This is a genomic window from Acetobacter papayae JCM 25143, from assembly GCF_000613285.1.
Lineage (GTDB): Bacteria > Pseudomonadota > Alphaproteobacteria > Acetobacterales > Acetobacteraceae > Acetobacter > Acetobacter papayae.
In genome coordinates, this window is the sequence record NZ_BAIN01000021.1 from 14521 (window position 1) to 39377 (window position 24857).

Annotated in this window: 12 protein-coding genes and 7 pseudogenes; 13 read left to right on the top strand and 6 right to left on the bottom strand. The window is 59.7% G+C overall.

Translation table 11 applies throughout. The annotated features are described in order from the left end of the window. Positions 1 to 6: 6 nt before the first annotated feature. From JCM25143_RS07150 to JCM25143_RS07160, 3 genes are read right to left on the bottom strand one after another with little or no spacing between them, the layout of a single operon-like run. Positions 7 to 969 (bottom strand): NAD-dependent epimerase/dehydratase family protein, encoded by a 963-nt coding sequence (locus tag JCM25143_RS07150; protein ID WP_025860527.1) that lies wholly within the window; start codon positions 967 to 969, stop codon positions 7 to 9. Beyond that, complete coding sequence (locus tag JCM25143_RS20745; protein WP_025860529.1) at positions 969 to 3191, bottom strand: rhamnan synthesis F family protein; 2223 nt, start codon at positions 3189 to 3191, stop codon at positions 969 to 971. The genes JCM25143_RS07150 and JCM25143_RS20745 overlap by 1 nt, the downstream gene beginning before the upstream one ends. Further along, positions 3188 to 3442, bottom strand: coding sequence for a hypothetical protein (locus tag JCM25143_RS07160; protein ID WP_025860530.1), 255 nt, complete (start codon positions 3440 to 3442; stop codon positions 3188 to 3190). The genes JCM25143_RS20745 and JCM25143_RS07160 overlap by 4 nt, the downstream gene beginning before the upstream one ends. A gap of 344 nt (positions 3443 to 3786) precedes the next feature. On the opposite strand from JCM25143_RS07160, the gene JCM25143_RS07170 reads away from it, so the two are divergent. From JCM25143_RS07170 to hflX, 12 genes and pseudogenes are all read left to right on the top strand, one after another. Continuing rightward, complete coding sequence (locus JCM25143_RS07170; RefSeq protein WP_025860534.1) at positions 3787 to 6795, top strand: glycosyltransferase; 3009 nt, start codon at positions 3787 to 3789, stop codon at positions 6793 to 6795. Positions 6796 to 6892: 97 nt separating this feature from the next. Continuing rightward, positions 6893 to 7444: a dTDP-4-dehydrorhamnose 3,5-epimerase gene (gene rfbC, locus JCM25143_RS17665; RefSeq protein WP_035370662.1), complete on the top strand. Its 552-nt coding sequence runs from the start codon at positions 6893 to 6895 to the stop codon at positions 7442 to 7444. A 21-nt stretch (positions 7445 to 7465) separates the two neighbouring features. Further along, a pseudogene (gene rfbB, locus JCM25143_RS17670) lies at positions 7466 to 8537 on the top strand (dTDP-glucose 4,6-dehydratase). 5 nt (positions 8538 to 8542) lie between these two features. Continuing rightward, positions 8543 to 9423 (top strand): annotated as a pseudogene (rfbD, locus tag JCM25143_RS23750) (dTDP-4-dehydrorhamnose reductase). A 75-nt stretch (positions 9424 to 9498) separates the two neighbouring features. Beyond that, positions 9499 to 10653, top strand: coding sequence for a 2-C-methyl-D-erythritol 2,4-cyclodiphosphate synthase (gene ispF / locus JCM25143_RS07190; protein ID WP_025860535.1), 1155 nt, complete (start codon positions 9499 to 9501; stop codon positions 10651 to 10653). Positions 10654 to 10755: 102 nt separating this feature from the next. Continuing rightward, entirely contained in the window at positions 10756 to 11817 is a 1062-nt protein-coding gene (gene dusB / locus JCM25143_RS07195) for a tRNA dihydrouridine synthase DusB (RefSeq protein ID WP_199897847.1), read from the top strand. Between the two features lie 17 nt (positions 11818 to 11834). Then, positions 11835 to 12955: pseudogene (locus JCM25143_RS17680) on the top strand (two-component system sensor histidine kinase NtrB). Then, positions 12952 to 14405, top strand: a pseudogene (ntrC, locus tag JCM25143_RS17685) (nitrogen regulation protein NR(I)). Before JCM25143_RS17680 ends, ntrC begins: the two co-directional pseudogenes overlap by 4 nt. Then, positions 14402 to 16651 carry a sensor histidine kinase NtrY-like gene (locus tag JCM25143_RS07210; protein ID WP_025860537.1) on the top strand — a complete coding sequence of 750 codons (2250 nt, stop codon included), beginning with the start codon at positions 14402 to 14404 and terminating at the stop codon, positions 16649 to 16651. Before ntrC ends, JCM25143_RS07210 begins: the two are co-directional and overlap by 4 nt. Further along, a pseudogene (gene ntrX, locus JCM25143_RS17690) lies at positions 16641 to 18030 on the top strand (nitrogen assimilation response regulator NtrX). The gene JCM25143_RS07210 and the pseudogene ntrX overlap by 11 nt, the downstream one beginning before the upstream one ends. Positions 18031 to 18107: 77 nt before the next feature. After that, complete coding sequence (gene hfq / locus JCM25143_RS07220) at positions 18108 to 18392, top strand: RNA chaperone Hfq (protein WP_025860538.1); 285 nt, start codon at positions 18108 to 18110, stop codon at positions 18390 to 18392. Further along, positions 18334 to 19689 (top strand): annotated as a pseudogene (gene hflX, locus JCM25143_RS07225) (GTPase HflX); the annotation flags it as partial. The gene hfq and the pseudogene hflX, both read left to right, overlap by 59 nt. 34 nt (positions 19690 to 19723) lie before the next feature. Here hflX and JCM25143_RS23755 read toward each other — a convergent pair. The 3 genes and pseudogenes from JCM25143_RS23755 to JCM25143_RS07245 all read right to left on the bottom strand — a co-directional run bounded on the left by JCM25143_RS23755 (position 19724) and on the right by JCM25143_RS07245 (position 23911). Next, positions 19724 to 20356 (bottom strand): NUDIX hydrolase, encoded by a 633-nt coding sequence (locus JCM25143_RS23755; protein ID WP_081773512.1) that lies wholly within the window; start codon positions 20354 to 20356, stop codon positions 19724 to 19726. 95 nt (positions 20357 to 20451) lie between these two features. Next, a pseudogene (gene clpB / locus JCM25143_RS17695) lies at positions 20452 to 23069 on the bottom strand (ATP-dependent chaperone ClpB). A 233-nt stretch (positions 23070 to 23302) separates the two neighbouring features. Further along, positions 23303 to 23911: a superoxide dismutase gene (locus JCM25143_RS07245; RefSeq protein WP_025860543.1), complete on the bottom strand. Its 609-nt coding sequence runs from the start codon at positions 23909 to 23911 to the stop codon at positions 23303 to 23305. Between the two features lie 90 nt (positions 23912 to 24001). On the opposite strand from JCM25143_RS07245, the gene JCM25143_RS17700 reads away from it, so the two are divergent. After that, positions 24002 to 24835 carry a squalene/phytoene synthase family protein gene (locus JCM25143_RS17700; RefSeq protein WP_159101606.1) on the top strand — a complete coding sequence of 278 codons (834 nt, stop codon included), beginning with the start codon at positions 24002 to 24004 and terminating at the stop codon, positions 24833 to 24835. The last annotated feature ends 22 nt before the right edge of the window (positions 24836 to 24857 follow it).

A 24857-nucleotide genomic window follows, 5' to 3' on the forward strand; every position in this document is an offset into this window, starting at 1 on the left:
TCTGCCTTAACCCAGCGAGGAGAAGGCGCGCTCAGGCCGTTCACGCAGGTCGCTGATCATTCGCCACACGCCTTCGTCCAGACTTAAGGCTGGGCTCCAGTCGAGATCGGTTTTGGCAGCGGTAATATCTAGCACGCTTACTGGCACATCAAAGGGGCGACCGGGTTTGCGGTCAATGGTCAGAGCGTGGCCGACATGGCGCTCAACAGAGGTAATGATCTCGTTGACACTGGCCCCTCTGCCGCTCCCGATATTGTAGATCATGCGGGTGCGGAGGTCTTGTGCCGGGGCTTCTGCCAAGCAGATCAGCCCTGCGGTTACATCGTTAATATGGATGAAATCACGCACAACCAGACCATCGCCCCAGATTTCGATAGGGGTGCCGGATAAAGCGTGATGAACCACCGTGGTTGCCAGCCCCTGAGGGCGTGCCGGATGCTGGCCTGCGCCGAACGGGTTGGCAACCCGCGCAATGCGCGTATCGATACCATAAAGGTCACGGTAGAAATTAAGATAGGTTTCGGCGCTGACTTTGGAGGCCCCATAGGCGGTGATCGGGGCTAGGGGGTGAGTTTCAGGCACTGGAATGGTCTGCAGTTTGCCGTAAACTGTTCCGCCAGATGAACTGAAAACCATCCGTCCACCGCCGCTGCGGCGCATGGCTTCCAACAGGCCGATGGTGGTGCCCAGATTGGCATGCAGGTCGGCCTGCGGGTCAAGATTGGCTGTTTGCGGGATGGTCGTCCAAGCATAATGGTGGACGATATCCGCGCCAGCCACGATGGCATCAAAATCAGCAGCGGTGGCTGTAAGCAGATCCAGCGTGAGGCATTCAGGTTGCTCAAGGCCCGGATCTTCACTTTGATAGTGAGAAAGATCGACAACACGCACGGTATTGCCATTTGCCAGCAACTGCCGGGCGACATGCCGTCCGAGAAAACCGCTGCCGCCCAGAACAACGTGCCGCATTAGCGTGAACTCTCCGCGACATAGGTTGTGGCATAGGTATAACCTGCTTTTCTGACAGCAAAAGTCAGCAGGCGCTCGAGTGTGTGGAGAATGGTGCCGTCAATGGGCAGGGGTTCGGGGGGGAAGTCATCCCAACCAAGCCCCAGATCAAACATGGGCTGGAGTGCTTCCGGGCGTGCCCAGAACATTGTCCCGATGGGGAAATCGAAGTGCACCGGCAGCGGGGCTTCAAGGCCCATGCGTGGTGCAAGAACTTCAGCGATTGCCCGGTTCTGATCCCAGCCATTAAGATGTGGGTCTTCGGGGAAGACCATCCCCAAGGTTGGGTTTTCAGCAAATGCGCTTACGGCCAGATCCATCATCGGGTATTTGTCTCCGATGAGATGCTGCCAGGCAAATTCGCGCCAGCGTTCGCCTATGGCCTGATCGACATGGCGGCTACGTTTGCCGTGGACATGACCCACGATATCGTATTGTCCAGCAAGCCGCTGAGGCATGTCTACAAGGAAGGGGCCAATATCTCGCCCTTTGTTCGGGACGCTCCAGACCTCGGCATTGGTAATGCCTGCGGCAGCAAGGGCGCTGCGAATTTCTTCTTCCTGAGCTGGGCCTGAAGTGGTGAGGAAGAGATCGGCTTTTCCGGCATTGGCGGCGAGATGGTGCAGAAAATCCGGCACCAGATCAGCATAGTAAAAATGCCCATGGATAGCGACACGGGCATTCGTCGGTTTGGTGATGACACCGGGAAACACGACGGGATGGAGCCATGGACCTTCTGGGCGGCCTGCATTCAGAAAATGCGCCAGAGGGTCTTCGCCTGTTGTTTCGACCTCCGGTGTGTTGAGTGCGTAAATCAGGGGGTTGAAGCCAGGGAAAGGCCTGCGAATGAAAAGCCCCGCATCAGGCTGCGTGAGCGGGCGCGCCAGACGAGCATTATTCAGGTATTCGACAATGCCGCCTTCAGGGGTTTTGTCCGCGGCCAGTCGCCCGAAATACAGACGGGGCTCGAACACCTCAGCCTGTGTGATTACAGCAAGGTCGGTAGGGATTTGCTCCCGTTCCTGAATGGCCTGCCGCCCTAATGCATCAATGCTTGCGACATAGCTGTCCATATCGAACAACGTGGTGGCGTGGCTACGGATGACGCTGGAAAACTGTTCAAGTTTTGCCCGGTCATCAATCAGTTCAGCAATCAGGCGGGCTGCGGCCGTGCTGTCCATGTAAGGCACAACGAGGTCGCGGGTGGCAGGGTCGGCTGCCAGAATTTCGCCCATGCCGTTGGTGTCGTCGAAGCTGATGATGGGCAGGCCCTTGAGGGCCGCGTCGATGGCAACATTGGGGAGCGGGTCCAGGCGCGAGCTTAGGAAAAAGACATCCGCACAATCATAGGCGGGATCAAGGTCGCTGACCTCTCCCAAAAATACGAAATTGTCTGCAAGGCCGGATTTTGCGACCTGCTCCTCTACGGCGAGATGGTAACGCCAGTCTACGGGAATGCTGTCGCCCACCCAGATAAACCGAAAATCGTCCCGTCCCAGATCGCGCTTGAGTGTTGCCGCGGCCGCGATAAAGGCATCCACCCCTTTGCGATAGGTGATCGTGCCCATGCCAACGACTGTGAACCTGTCATCCTTGGGGGGGGCTTTCGCCGGTGCGGAGGCTTCTGCTGTGGAGGAAGGGGGGACGATCGAAGGCCCCTGACGCAGGATGGTATGATCCCGACCGCGAAGGTAGCTGTATTTGCTACGACACTCGGCAAAAACGATTTCTGCGGGAAAGACCAGCCGCGAGGTTTTGATGAAGAGTGGGTTGAGCGTGCCAAGGGGTGTGAAGGTCGAGGTAAATTCATGCACGAGGGCAATGACAGGAAGATTCGCTTCCTCCAGTGCTACGGCAAGGTGGCGGGTGGCAGCACTATTGGCGATGGCATAAAGCGGCCGATAGGTGTCTATAAGCGTTTGGGCGATAGAACGGGTTTCCGGCGCTCCATCCCCCAGAGGTGTGGAGAGTGTGATCGTGGCTGCGGCGTTTTCGCGGATAGCCTCTTCGATCGGACCGCCTTCGAGCAGAACTGTAATGACATTATACTGGCGGGACATTTTTCTTAAAATGTTCCAGCCAAGGATCGGAGCGCCGGTGCGTGAAGCATCGTGCAGCAGCAGCAGGATGTTCTCCTTGCCTGCTTGCAGGGTGTCGGTCGGGCAATCCAGAACAATTTTCACTGGAGCGCTACGCGCCCTTCCGCATGACCATAAAGCGCAAAATGCTGCAGGAGCCCTATCGAGGATGTCGCCACATCAGGATAGCGGCTTGCATAATACTGGGGGTTGAACAGTCTGGAAGGTGCGATCCCCTGCGCTTCACCGACCTGCAGGTAATGTTCCAGCGGTGACAGACCAAGCTTTTTTGCATCAGCGGTCAGGGCATAATAATTTTCATCAAAAAACGGGGCAATCTGCGCTTCGTTTTTCAATATTGCCTTTATGGCTGCCGGGGATTTCTTGTTGTGCAAGGGGAAAAATTACCAATTAAGATTTGCTGAACTGGCGTGGTGGATACCGTTGAAGCCACTGAATGAAAAGCTCAATGGTGTTTTGCTCGGGTGTCCTCAGTTCTTCGGTTTCCGGCTTACAGTATACGGTCTGTGTTTAAAGGCCAAGAGAGGGTTTTTCTACAAAAGGTATAATTTCCGGGGCTCGACGTTGAAACGAGCCCATGTTAGCACGATTTTCCAGTTGTGCTTGAGTGTTTATTTGCTGTCACACTGCGTCATTGATCAAAATGGCCTGTGGCGGATGTCAGGGGAATGTGACGATAATGCAAAGCCTCGCGGGTAAACTGGCTGAGGCGTACCGTCATAATCAAGAATTTGACTATGATATCCCTCAGGCCCTTATTGCGGTCTGGCTGGCCTGCGGTCCTGACTTTCAGCTTCTGCACGATATCCAGAGTGACAGAGGGCTGGACAGCCTTGTTTACTGGTGGCTGACTGCAGGGCGCGGTACGTTCGAGGGTCTTGCCGATGTCATCGACCGTAATCTGGCGGAGCAACTGCACCTTAACCCGATGCGTGGCGGAGCGCGCGATGGTCGGCTGATCGTAACGCCGCTGCTGCGTCTGGTGCTGCGGCACCGTGCGGATCTGAGCGCTTTTTTCGATGTAAAAACACAGGATGGTCTGTCCGACCTCTGGTGCTGGTGGCTTGAGCATGGCCAGCATGAATATCTGAAAGCGCCTGAGTGGTTCATGCAGGCCCAGACGGCGCTCCTGCATGAATCCCCTGCGGGGTTAGATGAAATTGCAGCCGGCTTGCCCCTTACTCCGCTATTGCGGCTGATATGGAAACATAACGCTGATCTTAGGGCCGGAATCTCACTTGATACCCTGCAGGGGAGAGAGAGCCTCTGGCTCCATTTCCTTACAATTGAAGTGGGAGCACTTTCCCTCCCTTATGCGGGCATGCCGTCCACGCCCAATCTGAAACACCCCAAAATTCCCGACCCGGTGTTGCTGGTTTACGGCACCCGTGCGGATTTGCGGCGTGTTTTCGATATCAGGAAGCCGGAAGGCGTCGAGGGGCTGCTTCATTGGTGGTTGCAGGGGGGCTGTGTTTACTCAACGCTTTGGAAGCGCTCTCTGCCGGAACTGACAGGCCTGTTTGACCAGCCGGACGATATCGACAGCGCGCTCATGCCTCTGCTGGTACTGATTGCACGGCAGCGGCAGGATTTGCATCTGCCTGATCCAGATACGCAGGATGGGCGGGGGCGTTTGCTCAACTGGTGGCTGCTGGATGGCTGGCGGCTGTATCCGGCAGTGGCCAAAAGAGCCCGGCTGGCGCTGACGGAAGCCCTGCACCTGAACTGGCTGCCCGCCATGGCCCGTGCCGGTCGGCTTGGGCTGACACCGTTGCAGCGGGTTGTCCTGCAGGCACGGCCTGATGTGGCGAGTGTGGTTGAGGATGGAAGTGACGCAGGCATAAGGCGGGTATGGTGGTGGTGGCTGACTGAGGGGCAGCGATGCTATCTGGGTGCCCCAGGCTGGCTGTCTGTGGCTCAGGTCCGATGGCTACATTGCTGTGAGGGCATGGATTTCGGGAGCACAGGCGTAATCCAGCCGACTTTGCTGATGGATATCGTGACCGACATTGTGCTCGGGCTTTCTCCTGCCGAGGCAGGCTCGGTGCCGGATCTGTGGGCCGCCACTATCCAGAAGGCGGCAATATTGGGCTTGCCAGATGACGGCATGCCATATTTCAACTCATCGGTGGCATCGGGGTTGAAAACCGGGGCTGCGCAGGGTTTTGAGCCTCTGTTCGCGGATTATGCCGCGATCATTCACATGGTGCGCGCCGATATCGCGCAGGCCTTCGATCTGACGCAGCCTGATGGCCTGCGTGGGCTCATAGACTGGTATCTGCAATTTGCCATTCAGGGGTATCCGCATCTGGCTGACCCGCTGGGGGCTGGCCCACGCGCAGCACTTGGTCGGCCTATGCCCGGTAGTCATGCAGCGCTGGATATCCCCGCTATCGGATGGCTGTTTGCCCTGTCCCGTGCCGCTGGAGATCCGGTTGTGCAGGGGGCGGATGATGCCCCAGCGCAGGAAGCCTGGTGGAATAGGGCGGGGAAGGCGAAATACCGTACGATTCCGGCTGATGTTCTCGTGCCAGTCGGGGAGAAGTCCGCTCTTGCTCCGCAGGGCGGGGTAGCCTCGGCAGAGGCGGAGAGCGATCTGGCAATTTCGCTGGTCGGTTACCCGCGTGGGGAGTTCGGGCTGGGAGAAGATATCCGCCTGCTGCGTGCTTCGATGCAGAGTGTGGAGATCAATCCCACCGTTGTGCGGGCACCATGGACGATCATAGCGCGACAAGGGGCGGATGAGCCTTCGATAGAGGCGGCTCTGGCCGAGTTCGGCACCGATGTCATGTTCTATGTCATGCCTGCGTTTGATACGGCCACCTTGCTGGCCAAGGTGGGTGTGCGAGCGTTTTCAGCACGGCGCAGGATAGGGTTCTGGCAATGGGAACTGGAGCATTTTCCAGAACCCGCCAAGGTCGCCATGGAACTGGTGGACGAAATCTGGTGCCATTCGGAACATTCTGCCCGGGCCTTCCGCGAGGCTACAGACAAGCCGGTTATCAAGGTGCCGCTACCGGTTGCCGTGCCGGAAGTGTGCTCGGTCGATCGGGCCGAGTTCGATCTCCCGGATGACGGATTCGTGGTTTTTACGAGCTTTGACGGGGCCTCCTCGATTTCGCGCAAGAATCCGCTGGGGGCGATTTTGGCGTTCCAGCGTGCCTTTCCTGCCCATGAGCATCCGCAGGCCCGGTTGGTTATCAAGGCCATGAATACGCTGCCGGATTCGTTGTGGCATGAATGCCTGCGTAAGGCGGTGATCGATCCCCGTATTCTTATTCGCAACGAAGTCATGGATCGCGCCCGTTATTACGAGTTGCTCAAGGCCTGTGATGCGGTGATTTCGCTGCACCGTGCCGAGGGGTTTGGCCGGTTGATGGCCGAAGCAATGGGGCTGGGCATACCGGTGATCGCCACGGCTTATTCCGGCAATATGGACTTCATGACGGAAGAGAATAGCTGGTTGGTGGGCGGAGACATGGTTCCGGTCTTTGCTGGTGATTATGCTTTTTATTCAGGGCAGCGCTGGATGGAGCCTGATATTGCCATTGCAGCGCGTGCTTTGCGGGAATGCGCGGATAATCCTATCATGCGGGCCGCCAAGATTGCCGCGGCCCGTCAAACCATTGCGCAGTACAGTCCTTCCCGGTGTGGAGAAGTTTACAAGACGCTGCTGGCAGGAGGGTAGGCAAAGCCGCTCAATTGCTCTGGCAGGCGGTTGGTGTTATCGCGGCAGGTAATGCTGCGAACATGCGGTAACGGCGCAATAAGTCTGGATTTTAAGCATGCAACTGACAGAACTGGCCATTGATGGCGTGTTCGAAATCCTGCCGACACGGCATCAGGATGAGCGCGGCTATTTTGCGGAGACATTTCGCAGCGACTGGTTCGCGGCCAATGTTGCCGATGTTCCCTTCGTGCAGGAAAACCAGTCGCTCAGCCGCAGTGTGGGCGTGGTGCGCGGCCTGCATTTTCAGGCGGCCCCCTTTGCGCAGGGCAAGCTGGTGCGGTGTGTGGCCGGTGCGATTTTCGATGTGGCGGTTGATATCCGCCATGAGTCCCCCAGCTTTGGCAAATGGGTGGCAACAACCCTGACAGCCGAGAAGGGCAACCAGCTCTGGATTCCTGAAGGCTTTCTGCACGGCTTTTGCACGCTTACGCCCGATACGCAGGTGTCGTACAAGGTTACGAACTACTACGACAAGGCGAGTGACAAGGGCGTGCTGTGGAACGATCCGCAGATTGGTATCCAGTGGCCCGACATTGCCGATCCGGCAAGCCTGTCTGCCAAGGATCAGGTGCAGCCAAAACTGGCGGATTTGCCCGCTTATTTCTGAGTATGGACCGGAGGGGTTGAGATGCGTGTCCTTGTAACGGGCGGAGCAGGTTTCATTGGTTCGGCGCTGGTGCGCTACCTCGTGCTTGAAAAAGGCTACGAGGTGCTGACCGTGGACAAGCTGACCTATGCCGGCAATCTGGCATCGCTCAAGCTGGTTGAAAATTCTGCCAATCATCGTTTTCTGCATGCCGATATCTGCGACCGCCGAGCCATGAGCGAGGCATTTGCCAGCTTCCGCCCGCAGCGGATCATGCATCTGGCGGCTGAAAGCCATGTCGATCGCTCGATCAGCGGTGCCGAGGACTTTGTGCAGACCAATGTGATCGGCACATTCACCCTGCTGGAAGTGGCGCGCGCCTATTATGCGGGTCTGACGCCTGAGGAGCAGGCAGACTTCCGTTTCCTGCATGTTTCAACGGACGAGGTTTACGGCTCTCTGGGCGATACCGGCCTGTTTACCGAGCAGACGGCGTATGACCCCAGTTCTCCTTATTCCGCTTCCAAGGCTGCGTCGGATCATCTGCCAAGGCATGGGCGCGCACCTATGGGCTGCCGGTGGTGGTGTCCAACTGCTCCAACAATTATGGGCCGTACCATTTCCCCGAAAAGCTCATCCCTCTGACCATTCTCAATGCGCTTGATGGGGTCAGCCTGCCGATTTACGGCAAGGGCGACAACATTCGTGACTGGCTGTTTGTCGAAGACCACGCCCGCGCACTCGACACCATTATCGAGCGTGGACGCATTGGAGAGACCTACAATGTAGGGGGCGGGAATGAGCGCACCAATATCGATGTCGTGCGCCGTATCTGCACCGTGCTGGATGCGCTGGTACCCGTTGAACAGCCAAGGCATGAACTGATCCGCTTTGTTACGGACCGGCCGGGCATGATGCGCGCTACGCGATCGATGCAACCAAGCTGGAAACGGAACTGGGCTGGAAAGCGCAGGAGAATTTCGAAAGCGGTCTTGAAAAAACCGTAGCGTGGTATCTGGATAACGACTGGTGGTGGCGGCCCCTGCGCAAGCAGTATGGCGGCGAGCGTCTGGGTATTATCCCCACACAGGCGCAGCCTGCGGCGGCTGTCTAATGCGGATGGCCGTGACCGGGCGCGCCGGGCAACTGGTAAGCGCGCTGATTGAACGGGGCGCTGGTCATGGCGTCGAGATCGTGCCTGTCGGCCGCCCCGAACTTGATCTGGCCGATGCAGCCAGCGGCATGGCGGCTCTTGCCGCAACCCAGCCGGATATTATCGTGTCCGCTGCGGCCTATACTGCGGTGGACAAGGCGGAGAGCGAGCCTGAACTGGCTCGGGCCATTAATGGTGTGGCGCCGGGTATTGTGGCGCAGTGCGCGGCGCAACTGGGTGTGCCGGTTATTCATATCTCCACGGATTATGTTTTTAACGGCACCAAGCCGACACCTTACGTGGAAACAGACCCGACTGACCCGCTTGGTGTCTACGGTAGCACCAAGCTGGAAGGGGAGCGTGCGGTTGCGGCGGCCACGCCCGACCATGCGATTTTGCGCACGGCGTGGGTTTATTCGCCTTTTGGCGGTAATTTCCTCAAAACCATGCTGCGGCTCGCGGGTGATCGTCCGAAATTGCGTGTGGTGGGGGATCAGTTGGTAACCCGACATCGGCGGCTGATCTGGCCGATGCGGTGTTGCGCGTAGCCGCTAACCTGCTGGCCGCGCCGGATGATGCCACCCTTCGGGGCATTTTCCACGCCGTTGGTGCGGGGGAGACCAGTTGGGCGGGGTTCGCGCGTGAAATTTTTGCCGCGTCCAAGGTGCTAGGTGGGGCGTGGGCCGAAGTGACCGATATCCCGGCGAGCGAGTATCCCACACCCGCCCGCCGCCCGGCGAATTCACGCCTTGTAACGGACAAGCTGGCTGCCCTGCACGGTGTCCGTTTTCCACAATGGCAGGCCTCGACGGCTGATACGGTGCGGCGTCTGCTCTCTCCGGCCTGAGGGCTGGAGGCGTTCCGGTAGGTGGGGTGCATTTTCGCTCTTGACGGCACCCGCACCCCACCGCATTGCTTGCCCATGCGAGTAGCTGCCATTCTTCTGGCTGCCGGTACAGGCAGCCGCTATGCCGCCACAACTGGCTCCCCCATTCCCAAGCAGTATGTGCTGTTGGCCGGGCGTCCCGTGATCCGTCACGCGGCCGAGGCCCTGTTGCCCCATGTTGCCTGCATTCAGCCGGTTGGTGATACCCTCTCCCTGTCCGAAGCGCTGGATGGCCTTGCCGTTCTGGCTCCAGTAGCGGGGGGTGAAACCCGTCAGGCCAGTGTCCGTGCCGGGCTGGAGGCGCTTGATCGCCTGCCGCCTGAGCAGAAACCGGATCTGGTGCTGGTGCATGATGGCGCGCGCCCTTACCTGACACCTGCCCTGATCCGCAACGTAGTGGAGGCTCTGGGCGCTCACCCCGGTGCCATTCCCGCTGTGCCTGTGGCCGACACCCTCAAGCGTGGCAAGGATGGTGTGATCGATGGTACCGTGTCGCGCGATCATCTTTACCGCGCGCAGACACCGCAGGGCTTCCGTTTTCCGCTGTTTCTGGAACTGCACCGGGCCAGTGCATCGCTATCCGCCACGGATGATGCGAAACTGCTGGAAGATGCCGGTTTCAGCGTGGCGCTGGTGCCCGGTGATGACGATAACATCAAGCTGACTTACGAGGATGATCTGGTGCGTCTGGAAAGGCTGATTGGCCCGACACTGCTGCCGCGCGTGGGGCTCGGATACGATGTGCATGCCTTCGAGGAAGGTCGCCCGCTGATCCTGTGTGGCATTACGGTGCCGCATACGCTGGGGCTGGCTGGTCATTCCGATGCCGATGTGGGTATCCACGCCCTGTGCGATGCCATTTACGGCGCGCTGGCGGAAGGGGATATTGGACGGCATTTCCCCCCCAGCCAGAACGAGTGGAAAGACGCCGATAGTGCGCGCTTTCTGGTGCATGCCGGGCAGCGTATCCGTGAGCGCGGGGGTATGCTGGTCAATGCCGACCTGACCCTGATCTGTGAACGCCCCAAGATTGGCCCGCATGCGCAGGCCATGCGCGAGCGTCTAGCTGCTCTGCTGGAAGTGGATGTGGAGCGGATTTCGGTCAAGGCCACCACATCCGAGCGTCTGGGCTTTACCGGGCGTGAGGAAGGGATTGCCTGCGCCGCGACCGTATCCGTGCTCGTACCCTGATCCATTGCACTCCCGGTGGAAAACCGGGGGTGGATTAAAAGGATTGCGCAGGGTGCACGGGGTGGCTATTTCTGCCTAATCTGTAGGCATATGGACATGACCGTGCAACCGCAATCCACACTGCGCCCGATTGATCTGGGCGGTGTCGTTCTCGATACCCCTGTGATCCTTGCCCCCATGTCGGGGGTGACGGACCTTCCTTTCCGCCGTCTGGCGCGCAGGCTGGGGGCAGGGCTTGTTGTCTCGGAAATGATTGCCTCCTGGGCCATGGTGCGTGAAAACGACACCACCCTACGCATGGCCGAAGTGGCCGATGCCGGTGGCCCCAATGCTGTTCAGCTTGCCGGGTGCGACCCGGAGGCCATGGCTGAGGCCGCGCGCATAGCCGTCCGGCGTGGCGCGGACATGATCGACATCAATTTCGGCTGCCCGGTGCGTAAGGTCGCTGTGGGGCAGATGGCCGGTTCCGCCCTCATGCGTGATGAAATCGGTGCGGCCCGTCTGCTCAAGGCGGTGGTGGAAGCCGTGCCTGTGCCGGTCACGCTCAAGATGCGTATGGGTTGGGATCACCAGCACCTGAACGCGCCTGTGCTGGCCCGTATTGCGCAGGATGTGGGTATCCGCATGATTACGGTGCATGGCCGCACCCGCCAGCAGTTTTATAATGGCATTGCGGACTGGGCATTTGTCAGAACCGTCAAGGACGCGGTGGACCTGCCCGTGATTGTCAATGGCGATATCCTGACCGTGGCGGATGCGCGCATGGCTCTGAGCCAGTCCGGGGCTGATGGGGTCATGATCGGGCGTGGCTGTTACGGCAGACCGTGGTTTCTGGCACAGGTGGCGCAGGCTCTATGCCATGGCACGGAGGTGCCTGACCCGGACCTTGAGAGCGAAAAAGCCATTGTGCTGGAGCATTACAGCATGATGCAGGAGCATTTCGGCCCAAGGCCGGGCCTGCGTCTGGCGCGCAAACATGTCTCCTGGTATTCCGCCGGATTGCGGGAATCCGCGGCGTTTCGCGCGGCATTCAACCGTATTGAAACGGTGGATGAGGCAGTCGCGGCCATTACCGCTTTTTACGATACCCAGATCGCCCATGGCGCGGTGCGTGACCCTCGCCAGTCCCGACACGACAGCGCCGCTCAGGCGGACGCTGCGTGACCCTGCGCAGCGAGAGGGTGGAACAGAGCGGGCCAGCCGGGCCAGGGGCGGAAAGCCTGCTGGACTTTCTGCCTGTGCCGTTTCTGGAAATCGGGGCGGATGATGGCGTGCTGGCGGCCAATGTCGCGGCGGAGGAGTTTTTCGCTACATCACGCCAGCAGTTGATGCATGCGGGCCTGAAAGGGTTGGCCCCGCCAGACCACCCGGTTTTTGTGCTGCTTGAACACCTGCGCCAGCGCGGTGGTAGCGTGACCGAGCATGGGGTGGCGTTCAGCTCGGCGCGGTTTCACCATGATAACGTGAGTGTTCAGGCTGCGGATGTGCCTGATCACCCCGGTATTATCCTGCTGACATTCCATGTCACGGCGGCCCCGCGTGCGCTGGACCAGCAAATGGCACATCGCTCGGCGGCGCGCAGTGTTTCGGGCATGGCGGCCATGCTGGCGCATGAAATCCGCAACCCGCTTTCCGGAATCAAGGGAGCGGCGCAACTGCTGGAACAGGCTGTGACAGCCGGAGACCGCGAACTGGCAACGCTGATCTGTGAAGAGGTTGACCGGATCGATGCGCTGGTGGAGCGCATGGGTATGTTTGGCGAGGCCCAGCTTAACCTACGGCCTTTCAATATCCACCGGATTCTGGAACATGTCCGCCTGCTGGCCATGAACGGCTTTGCGCGCGGTTTGCAGATTCTCGAGCGTTATGATCCGTCATTGCCTCCTGTGTGGGGCGACCGCGACCAGCTTGTGCAGGTTCTGATCAATCTGGTGAAAAACGCCGCCGAAGCCATGCGCGAAAGTGGGAGGGAAGGGCAGATCAGCCTGATTACCCGCTACCGCCCCGGTATTCGTGTGGCGGTTCCGGGTACGGATGAATGGCGGCACCTGCCACTGGTAGTGACGGTGCGTGATACAGGGCCGGGCATTGATGATACGGTCAGGCCACATCTGTTCGAACCGTTTATTTCCACCAAGCCAATGGCCGTGGGCTGGGCCTTGCGCTGGTGGGCAAGATCATGGATGACCACGGCGGCGCCATTGATGTTGAAAGCCGCCCGGGGCGCACAGAAATCAGCCTGTATCTGCCTGTAGCACAGGAAACGCAGGCCGAAGGCGGACAGGAGACCGCCCAGCCATGACGCCACCGCCCACCATTCTTGTTGCTGATGATGACCGCTCCATCCGTACCGTGCTGGGGCAGGCACTGGGGCGCGCGGGCTATCAGGTGCGTAGCACGCCGTATGCCTCCACCTTGTGGCAGTGGGTGGAAGAAGGCGAGGGCGATCTGGTCATTACCGATGTGATCATGCCCGATGGCAGCGGGCTCGACCTTATTCCGCGCATCAAGCAGGTGCGGCCTGACCTGCGGATTATCGTCATGAGCGCGCAGTCCACCTTGACCACGGCGGTCAAGGCCACCCAGCGTGGCGCGTTTGAATATCTGGCCAAACCGTTTGACCTCAAGGCGCTGCTGGCGGTTGTCGCACGCGCCTTACGGCCTCGGCCCCCGATGCGGAAAAAGACAGCCCTGATGGCCTGCCGGAAGAACGGCTGGCACTGATCGGGCAGTCCGTGGTCATGCAGGGGATTTATCGTAGCATCGCTCGCCTGACGACATCGGACCTGACGGTCATGATCTCGGGGGAAAGTGGTACCGGCAAGGAGCTGGTGGCCCGTGCGCTGCATGAATATGGCCGCAGGCGTAACGGCCCGTTTGTAGCGGTCAATATGGCGGCCTTGCCGCGCGAGCAGATTGAAAGCGAACTGTTCGGCTTCGAACGTACGGGGGCACAGGGGCGTATGCCGGGCCGCTTCGAGCAGGCCACAGGCGGTACGCTGTTTCTCGACGAAATCGGGGATATGCCGCAGGAAGCCCAGACCCGTCTGCTGCGCGTTCTGCAGGAAGGCGAGTTTACTACGGTGGGTGGTAACCAGCCCCTGCGGGCAGATGTGCGGATTGTCGCGGCTACGCATCGTGACCTGCGGCAGGCCATTCAGGCCGGGACTTTTCGCGAGGACCTGTATTACCGCCTGAACGTGGTGCCTTTACGCCTGCCGCCCCTGCGCGAGAGGGTGGAGGATATTCCCCTGCTGGCGCGGCACTTCCTCAACCAGTGCCGCGAGGAAGATGGACGCCTGCGCCAGATAGACGAGGCCGCCCTGACCAGCCTTCAGGCATGGCGCTGGCCGGGCAATGTGCGCGAACTCGAAAACCTGATCCGCCGTGTGGTGGCGCTGCATTCGCAGGAGACGATCACCCGTGAACTGATCGAGGCTGAACTGTTCGATACAGCTTCGGTCGGTGTGGTCTGGCATGAGGGAGAGAGCGGCGAAGACGCCGGAGAGCCCCTGTCAGAGGCCGTCTCACGCCATATCGCGCGCTATCTGGCCGCGGGCCGCGAAGGCACGCCCCTGCACGATCTGCATGCACAGCTTGTGGCCGAGGTGGAGCGCCCGCTTATTCAGATGACGCTGGTGGAAACACGCGGCAACCAGATCAAGGCTGCGGCCATGCTGGGCCTGAACCGCAATACATTGCGCAAGAAAATTCGTGAACTGGATATTCCGGTCGTGCGGGGTGCAGGGTGAGTGCAGGCATAAAGCCGGGCTTGTTTACCAAGGCCCGCGTACGCTGGCTTCTGCGCGCGCTGGAGCGGCGCAGTGTGGCCATAACGTTGGCCACACTCGCGCTGTGTCTGGGTTTTGCAACCTTTGTCGTGCTGTCGGCAGGCATGTCGTTCGGGCGTTATGCGCTGATCGAACCTTTGGTGCTGTTTCTGAACGGTCTTGTGCTGCTCCTGCTTGTGCTGGCGCTCGTTATCAGAGTCTGGCCCATGCTGGTTGAACACCGCAAGGGGCTGGTTGGCGCCCGGCTACATGTGCGGCTGGTGACGCTGTTTGGCATTGTGGCGGTGGCGCCCACGCTGGTTGTGGGCGTGTTCGCAACTCTGTTTTTTCATTTTGGTATCCAGATATGGTTTTCCGACCGGGTGAATACCGCGCTCAACGAGGCGCTGGAGGCATCACGCGGGTATCTGACCGAACATAACGCCAATATCCGTACCGATGCGTTTTCCATGGCCAGCTACATCATGGGGGCACAGAACGAACTGTCCGCCAGTGGCATGGACCTGTTTCAGGACCATGAGGCCCTGAGCCAGATGCTCGACAGTCAGGCCACCATGCGCGGGCTGACCGAGGCGCTGGTCTATGACCCCATTACCAACAAGGTGGTGGCGGCGGGCGGGCTGATGAGCCGTACGGGTAATTTCCTTCAGGAACTGCCACCGCCTGCTGCCACGGTCATGGCCCGTTCGAATGATGTGGCCATTCTGGACTCGCCAGACGAGCGGACCGTGCGCGCGGTGGTGGAACTGTCCCAGACCCCCGCTCTCATGCTTGTGATCACGCGTCTGGTAGACCCCGGTATTCTCGAGCACATGCACCGCACGGAAAATGTGGTGGCGGATTACCGGCACCTGAACAGCAATAAGGCGAAGATCCAGCTTACCTTCGTCATGATTTTCGTGTTGGTGGCCCTGCTAGTTCTGGTGGCGGCGGTGCTGATCGGTCTGGCGCTGGCCAACCAGATCGCCCGGCCGCTGGGGCTGCTGAGTGTTGCGGCACGGCGTGTCAGCGAGGGTGATCTGGATGTGCATGTGCCAGACATCAAGCGTGATGACGAAGTGGCCACCCTCTCACGCGCCTTTAACAGCATGACGGAGGAACTCTCCAGCCAGCGCACGGAACTGATGGCGGCGTACAGCCAGATCAATGAGCGCCGTCGCTTTACCGAGGCTGTGCTGTCTGGCGTTTCCGCCGGGGTGATCGGGCTTGATGCGGAGCAGCGTATCGAACTGCCCAACCGGGCGGCCAGTGTGCTGCTCCAGACCAGCCTGCTGGATGCTACGGGCGAGTTGCTGGCACAACGTGTGCCGGAATTCGCCAGCCTGCTCATGGCCGCCCGTGCAACGCCTGATCAGGTGCTGACACAGGAAGTCCAGACAGGCCCGGTTACGAGCCAGCGCACGCTGCTGGTGCGTATCGGGGCGGAATTGCGCGGCAGTGAGGTCGCGGGTTATGTGATGACCTTTGACGACATAACAGCCTTGCAGCAGGCTCAGCGCAAAGCCGCATGGGCAGATGTGGCGCGGCGTATCGCCCATGAGATCAAGAATCCGCTTACCCCCATCCAGCTTGCTGCGGAGCGGCTGAAGCGTCGTTTTCTGAAGGAAATCACCTCCGACCCCGAAACCTTTGTCCAGTGCGCAGATACGATCGTGCGGCAGGTGGGGGATATTGGGCGCATGGTTGATGAGTTTTCGGCCTTTGCGCGCATGCCCCAGCCGGTTATGAAGGATGAGGTTCTCTCGCGTATCGTGCGCGAGGTGCTGGTGCTCCAGCGGAATGCTCACCCGGAAATTCATTATCATTTCGAGGTTGAGGGTGAAGGGCCGATTGTGCGGTGCGACAGAAGGCTGATCAGTCAGGCGCTGATCAATCTTTTGCAGAACGCGGCAGATGCCATTGGCATGGTCAGTCGCGCTGAGGGTCAACCAGAGGTGAAAGGGGAGGTCATGCTCCGCATCACACAGGATGACCATACCATCGCGCTGAGCGTGGCGGATAACGGCGTGGGTCTACCAGCCGATGACCGGCACCGGCTGACGGAACCTTACGTGACGCATAAGGTCAAGGGCACCGGATTGGGATTGGCTATTGTGAAAAAAATCATGGAAGATCATGGTGGAACCCTACGTCTGGACGATCGGGCGGAAGAAAGGGGAACCATGGCGATTCTGATTTTGCCGGTAAAGGACGATCATGGCGCATGAAATCCTGATTGTTGACGATGAACCTGATATCAGGCTGCTGATAGAAGGCATTCTGAGCGACGAGGGATACGAGACACGGGCGGCTGATGGCGCCGAGGCGGCTCTCGCGGCGTTTCGGGTGCGTAGACCGGCCCTTGTCATTCTGGATGTCTGGCTACAGGGCTCAGGCATGGACGGTCTGGAAATTCTTCAGGCCCTGAAGGCGGAGGAACCCTCCGTGCCTGTGGTCATGATTTCGGGCCATGGCACGATTGAAACCGCCGTCGCGGCGCTGCATCACGGCGCATATGATTTTATCGAAAAGCCGTTTCAGGCTGATCGCCTGCTTGTGGTGGTGCGGCGTGCGCTCGAGGCCTCGCGTCTGGCGCGCGAGAATGAGGAGCTGCGCCTGCGTGCGGGACAGGACATGGAGCTGTTCGGCTCCAGTGCGCAGATATCCGCCATCCGCAATCAGGTCGACAAGGTCGCGCCTACGGCTCTCGCGTCCTGATCAGCGGTGGGCCGGGTACGGGCAAGGAAGTGGCTGCCCGCACGCTGCATGCGCGCTCACGCCGGCAGATGGCCCGTTTGTGGCCCTCAACTGCGCCATTCTGGCTCCCAACCGTTTTGAGGAAGAACTGTTCGGGATCGAAGGCGGGCCGGATGGGGCCGGGCGGCGCACTGGTGTGCTGGAACGTGCGCATGGTGGCACCCTGCTGCTGGATGAAGTGGCCGACATGCCCATGGAAACGCAGGGCAAGATCGTACGCGCCCTGCAGGACCAGACCTTCGAGCGGCTGGGGGGAGATACGCGGGTGAAGGTCGATATCCGCGTGCTAGCCACCACCAACCGCGACCTTCAGGCCGAGATCATGGCCGGGCGGTTCCGTGAGGATCTGTACTACCGGCTGGCTGTGGTGCCGTTGCGCATGCCTGCGCTCAAGGAGCGGCGTGACGATATTCCGGGGCTTGCGGCCCTGTTCCTGCGCCGTGCCGCCGAAATGGCGGGCCTGCCCGCACGTGAACTCTCGGCGGATGCGGTGGCCGTATTGCAGGCCTATGACTGGCCGGGCAACGTGCGCGAACTGCGTAACCTTATGGAACGGGTGCTGATTATGCAGCCCGGTGGCAGCAATGAGCCCATTCGGGCCGAAATGCTGCCCTCCACCGTGGGCGAAAGTGCTCCAGCCCTGCTGAAGTTCGATGCCTCGACCGATGTCATGAGCCTGCCCCTGCGCGATGCCCGTGACCTGTTTGAAACCCAGTATCTGCAAGCTCAGCTTTTGCGTTTTGGCGGCAATATCAGCCGCACCGCACTGTTTGTGGGGATGGAACGCAGTGCTTTGCATCGTAAACTCAAGCAGCTTGGTGTAACATCAGAGGAACGAAGTGCTGGCTGATGCGTCAGACATGAAAAGGGTCATACGCGACCACGGCGCATGGCAGAACAATAAAGAGAATGAGTAGGGTTCACACTGTGGAAAAAGAGAGTGTCCAGAATGTACAGGAAGCGTTTCTAAACCAGATTCGCCGCTCCCGTGCGGCGGTGACCGTATTTTTGGTCAATGGCGTCAAGCTGCAGGGGTTTATCACCTGGTTTGACGATCAGGTCATGTTGCTGCGTCGGGATGATCAGACCCAGCTTATTTACAAGCACGCCATAAGCACAGTGATGCCCAGTATCGCCGTCAATCTTTCCGACAATGCAGGGGCTGCTTCGCCAGCCGACAGGGAAACCGGTCTTGGCGACGAGTTTATCTGAACAGAAAAAAGTCGTCGCCACGCGCGCGGCTGTTATCCTGCCGTGGGAGCGCGCGGCACATGGGCAGGACGTACGCGCTGCCGAAGCCCGGCTGGAAGAAGCCGTGGGGCTTACCGCTTCCATCGGCCTGATTATTGTCCGCAAGGCCGTTGTGTTGCTGCGTATGCGCCGCTCCGCAACCTTGCTGGGCAAAGGGCAGGTGGATGCGCTGGCAGTCGCAGTCAAGGCCGATCGGGTTGACGTGGTTGTGGTAGATTCCCGCCTGACACCCGCTCAGCAGCGTAACCTTGAAACGGAACTGGGCTGCAAGGTCATAGACCGTACGGGCCTTATTCTCGATATCTTCGGTGCCCGTGCCGCCACGCGTGAAGGTACGTTGCAGGTTGAGCTTGCGCATCTGGAATACCAGCGCTCGCGCCTTGTAAGGCTGTGGACACATCTTGAACGCCAGCGCGGCGGGTTTGGCTTCCTCGGTGGCCCCGGTGAAACCCAGATCGAAGCCGATCGCCGCATGATCAGCGAGCGGATTGTCAGGCTCAAGAAGGATCTGGAACAGGTGCGCCGTACCCGTGGGCTGCATCGTCAGGCCCGTAAGCGGGTTCCGTTTCCGGTTGTGGCGCTGGTTGGCTATACCAATGCGGGCAAGTCCACCCTGTTCAACGCCCTGACAGGGGCGACCGTCTATGCGCAGGATCAGCTTTTTGCAACGCTCGACCCCACCATGCGGGCCATTACCCTGCCATCCGGGCGGCAGGTAATCCTGTCCGATACGGTGGGGTTTATCAGCGAACTGCCGACTGAACTGATTGCCGCTTTCCGTGCAACGCTTGAAGAGGTGGCAGAGGCCGACATCATCTTGCATGTGCGCGATGTGGCCCACCCCGATAGTGCTGCGCAGAAAAAGGATGTGCTGGGTGTGTTGCAGGGCATGGCCCGTGACAACATGCTGGAGCCAGATTGGTCTGGCCGTGTTGTTGAAGTGCTGAACAAGGTCGACCTGCTGGGTGGGGCGGATGCCCTGCCCGGTACGGATGATACTGTGGCGATTTCAGCCATAACCGGCGATGGGCTGGGCAACCTGCTGGCGCGGATTGATGAGCGTATCACCACCGGCATGGAAATGGTGCGCTACCGGCTGGCCCTGTCAGATGGCGCGGCTTCGGCCTGGCTTTATCAGCACGGCGAGGTCTTGCACCGTGCTGATGAGGAAGAACAGACCGATATTACCGTGCGCCTTGCCGCCGAAGACCGCGCGCGGTTTGAACGCCAGTTCACGCATGTAACGGCCATTCTGGCTGATGTGATTCCCTTCCCCCAACCGGGGGAGGGGGTCAGTCAAATTCGGCCGGACGGTTCGGGTCAGCCCGGTGGGCAAAAAGCAGATCTATTTCGTGCGGGAGTATGCGGCCGGTTGAAAGGTCAGCTGGTATTGCGCTTCTCTCGAAAAAACTGACAGCACTGGTCTCCACACTGGTTCTGGCCTCACCCCCGATAACATCGGCAGTGAAAAACAGCTTGGTAATGGAAAATGGTTCCGGCGGGGTATGGCCCTGATGGTCACGGTCGAACGCCATGGCCAGCTTGGTAATCCGCACGATATAACCAGTTTCTTCCAGAACCTCCTTGGCGGCGTTTTCAGCCGGGGTCAGGTTCACGTCAGCCCAGCCACCCGGCAGGGTCCAGCGATCCTCATCCAGCACTTCTCGCACCATCAGGAGCCGGTTCTGCTCATCAAAAGCGGCCACGCGCACCTCTAGCTTGGGGGTGGCGTAACCGCTTTGCTGGCGGAACAGGTTTTCTATAACGGTGCTATCGGCCCGGCTTTCGGTCGCCATAATCTGCGCAGCCAGTGTCTGAAGCTGCTCATAGCGTTCGCGGTCGAACGGGTCCTTGACGTAATGCAGGCCGGTTTGGGCAATGGCCTGTATTTCCCGTGCCCAGATCAGCCAGTCAGGGTTTGCCATGGCGTGTTCTCCCGTATGCGTGTCACAAAAAACGGGAAGGCCTTAGCCCTCCCGTTTCTGTTTTATGTCAAAAACACCCCATCAGACAGACGGGTTTAGAGACTGGCATCCGCGGTCTCGGCCGTGGTTGTACCGTTTATCAGCAGACCATCGCCATTGGCAGAGACGGTTACGGTCTCTCCATCGTGGATACGGCCTTCAAGCAGCAGTTCCGCCAACTGGTTCTGCAGGTTGCGCTGGATAACCCTCTTGAGCGGGCGTGCGCCATAAACCGGGTCGTAGCCTTCATTAGCCAGCCACGAATCCGCCAGCGGATCCAGCGTGAGGGTGATCTTGCGGTCATCCAGCAGTTTTTGCAGGCGCTTGATCTGGATATCCACGATCTGGCTCATGTCGGCTTTCTGCAGCCGTGCGAACAGGATAATTTCATCCAGACGGTTGAGGAACTCAGGGCGGAAGTGTTCGCGCACTACCTTCATTACCTGTGCCTGCACCATATCGGTTGTTTCGCCATCGGGCTGATTAGCCAGATATTCCGAACCGAGGTTGCTGGTCAGGATAATGAGCGTATTGCGGAAATCCACCGTCCGGCCCTGACCATCCGTCAGCCTGCCATCGTCAAGCACCTGTAGAAGAATGTTGAAGACATCCTCATGGGCTTTTTCAACTTCATCAAACAGGATTACCTGATAGGGCCTGCGCCGCACGGCTTCGGTCAGCACACCGCCTTCCTCATACCCCACATAACCGGGAGGGGCGCCAATCAGGCGGGCCACGGCGTGCTTTTCCATGAACTCGCTCATGTCGATACGCAGCAGGGCCTTGTCATCATCAAACAGGAAGCGGGCCAGAGCCTTGGTCAGCTCGGTTTTGCCAACACCCGTCGGGCCAAGGAACAGGAAGGAGCCAATCGGGCGATTGGGGTCCTGCAGGCCCGCACGTGCACGGCGCACCGCATTGGCCACGGCCTTGAGTGCGGGTTCCTGCCCGACAACGGAGCGACGCAGTTCGTCTTCCATGCGCAGCAGTTTGGCGCGTTCACCTTCGAGCATGCGGTCAACCGGAACACCGGTCCAGCGCGAGACTACGGCGGCAACCCCCTGATCCGTTACGGCTTCTGACACCAGATCGTTCTGCTTGGCGGATTCTTCTTCCGTCTTGCGGGTCTGGGCAATCTGGCTTTCCAGATTGGGGATGACGCCATACATCAGCTCGGAGGCACGGCCCAGATCACCCCGGCGCTGGGCCACTTCCACATCAGAACGGGCCTGATCAAGCTGCTCCTGCAACTTCTGGGTAGCGTGCACGCGGTCTTTTTCCGCATGCCAGGCAGCACTGAGCGTATCGGATTTTTCTTCCAGTTCCGCCAGCTCGACTTCCACCGCCTCCAGCCTGTCCTTGCTGGCGGTGTCATCTTCCTTGCGGAGGGCTTCACGCTCGATCTTGAGCTGGATGATCCGGCGGTCGAGTTCGTCCAGTTCCTCCGGCTTGCTGTCGATCTGCATACGCAGGCGGCTGGCTGCCTCGTCAATCAGATCAATGGCTTTATCAGGCAGGAAACGGTCGGTGATGTAACGGTTGGACAGCGTGGCCGCAGCCACCAGTGCACCGTCGGTAATCCGCACGCCATGGTGCAGTTCGTATTTTTCCTTGATGCCACGCAGGATCGAAATTGTGTCCGCAACACTGGGTTCGCCCACGAAAACCGGCTGGAAACGCCGGGCGAGAGCGGCATCTTTTTCGATGTATTTGCGGTATTCATCCAGCGTGGTCGCGCCAATGCAGTGCAGCGTGCCGCGTGCCAGTTCGGGCTTGATCAGGTTGGAGGCGTCCATCGCGCCATCTGTCCGGCCTGCGCCAACCAGCGTGTGCATTTCATCAATAAAGAGAATGACCTGCCCTTCGGCGGATTCAATCTCTTTCAGCACGGCTTTTAGACGTTCTTCGAACTCACCGCGATATTTCGCACCCGCCACCAGCGCGCCCATATCGAGCGAGAGCAGCTTTTTGTTCCGCAGGCTTCGGGCACATCGCCATTGACGATACGCTGGGCCAGTCCTTCCACAATGGCGGTCTTGCCCACGCCCGGCTCACCGATCAGGACGGGATTGTTCTTGCTGCGCCGTGCCAGAACCTGAATGGCCCGGCGAATTTCCTCATCACGCCCGATAACCGGATCAAGCTTGCCCGCCTGTGCGACTTCCGTGACATCACGGGCATATTTCTTGAGCGCGTCGAAATTGGCTTCCGCCCCTTCGCTGGTGACGGTACGGCCCTTGCGAATGGTGGTGATGGCTTTTTCCAGCGCTTCTACGGAAGCACCGTTGTTTTTCAGTGCGTTGCCAGCCGCCGTGTCGGAGGCTGCGAGCGCTGCCAGCAGGCGGTCCTGTGCTACAAAGCTGTCCCCCGCTTTTTGCGCACTCTGCTCGGCAAAGTCGAGCGCACGCACAAGGTCAGGGGTTGCCGCAGGCTGTCCAGCGCCACCGCCCTGTACCTTGGGTAGCTTGGCCAGCGCCTGCTCGGTTGCAGCCTTGACGGCTTCGGGGGTGCCGCCCGCGGCACGGATCAGTGAGGATGCAGCCCCTTCGGGGTCATCCAGCATGGCTTTGAGCAGGTGCTCGGGTGTGAGTTGCTGATTGAAGTCACGCAGAGCGATCGTTTGCGCTGCCTGAAGAAAACCGCGTGAACGTTCGGTAAATTTTGCAATATCCATAATAGCCCTCTTGTCCCTTTGAATGAGGCGACCGAAGGCCCTGCTGCCGTCCCTAGTTCAAGGCAACGGGTCAGGGTCTTTTGTTTCTTTTCATAAGATTGGAAGGCCATGGCGGACAGTCAAGGGGGCAGCAGGCATGCAGGCTGGGGCCGATGCAAATAACCCCTGTAAAAAGAAAAAGGGCGGAACCTTGTGCAAGGTTCCGCCCCGTTTCGCGTTGCTGTCAGCGCGGCTTACGCGGCGTTGAGCTGTGCTTCCGCAAATTCGTAGTTCGCCAGCTTGTCGAGGAAGTTGGTGATGTAGTCAGGACGACGGTTGCGGAAGTCGATGTAGTAGGAGTGTTCCCACACATCGGCGGTCAGCAGCGCGGTGCCCTGGCCTTCGGCCAGCGGGTTGGTGCCGTTGGGGGTCTTGGCGATGGCCAGCTTGCCGTCCTTGCCCAGAACCAGCCAGGCCCAGCCTGAACCGAACTGCGAAATGGCGGCCTTGCGGAACTCGTCCTTGAAGGTGTCGATGCTGCCGAAATCAGCCGTGATCTTGGCTCCCAGCTTTTCGGGCATGGCGCCACCCGTGGCGGACAGGCTGTTCCAGAAGAAGGAGTGGTTCCAATGCTGGCCAGCATTGTTGAACAGGCCGGTCAGGTCAGCCTTGCCATGCGCGGCGAGGATGATGTCTTCCAGAGACTTGCCAGCCAGTTCCGGCTTGCCTTCCAGCAGGGTGTTCAGCGTGGTGACATAAGCCTGATGGTGCTTGCCATGATGGAACTCAAGCGTTTCCTGGCACATGCCGCGCGCGGCAAGAGCATTGGTGGTGTAGGGAAGGGATGGCAGTTCGAAAGCCATGGTCAACTCCGTATCAAGTGCAGGGCGTGAGGGGGCGCCTGATCCGGCAACAGCTATGGGCACATGCGCCATGCGTCAAGGGAACGCTCCATGACAAAGGCGCGTGCAGGAGCTTTACCGGGTTCAGGCGCAGGGAATACGCCCTGCTGGTGGGGGCTTGTGGTCAGGCATTCCGTCAGGAATGCTGTGGCGGTATTACGCATGAAAAAGGATCGCGTTGCAACCCGGCAGGACGCGGCCCACGCATTTGGGATTACGGAAAACATCATGACGGCACCCATACAGGCAGCGGATACGGCGTCCATCATGGGCATGGCGGGCAGTGATCCGGACAGGATGCTGTGTGCGGCTTTCATGCCGCCGCCCGCACGTGAACTGGCATGCACCCTGCTGGCTTTCCATAACGAACTCTTGCGTGCACTCCAGCCCGCACGCTCCAGTGCGGTTGCGGGTCCGCTGGCGGGCATGGTGCGGCTGCAATGGTGGCGTGAGGTAATGGAAGGCATCCGCCCGCCAGAACATGGCCTTGCCCCTGTGCTGCTTCAGGCCGTGGCGGATAAGCGTCTCAGCCGGGAAACAGTGCTCAGGCTCGTGCAGTCAGTGGAAATGGAGCTCGACAGGCAGGCCAGTCCGGACAGCGTGGCAACACCTGAGACATGGGAGCAGATGCTGCGTGATGGCGCAGGGGCACTGGGCGTGGGCATGGGCGAAATTCTGGGTGTTGGGGAAGCCGAAAGCCTGCTGGCGCTGGAATGGTGCGGCATGGCCTATGGCGCAGGGGCTATGCTGCGGCACTGGAGCGTGCTGGAAGGCAGTGGGCGTTTTTTGTTCCCCGGTGCGTTGTCAGTGTTGCATCAGGCAGGCAGTGCATGGGCCGCACAGGCCGAAGCATTCCGGCGGCAGGCGGGGGGGCGGGGGGCTTGACTGGCGTCTGGCAGCTTTGGCC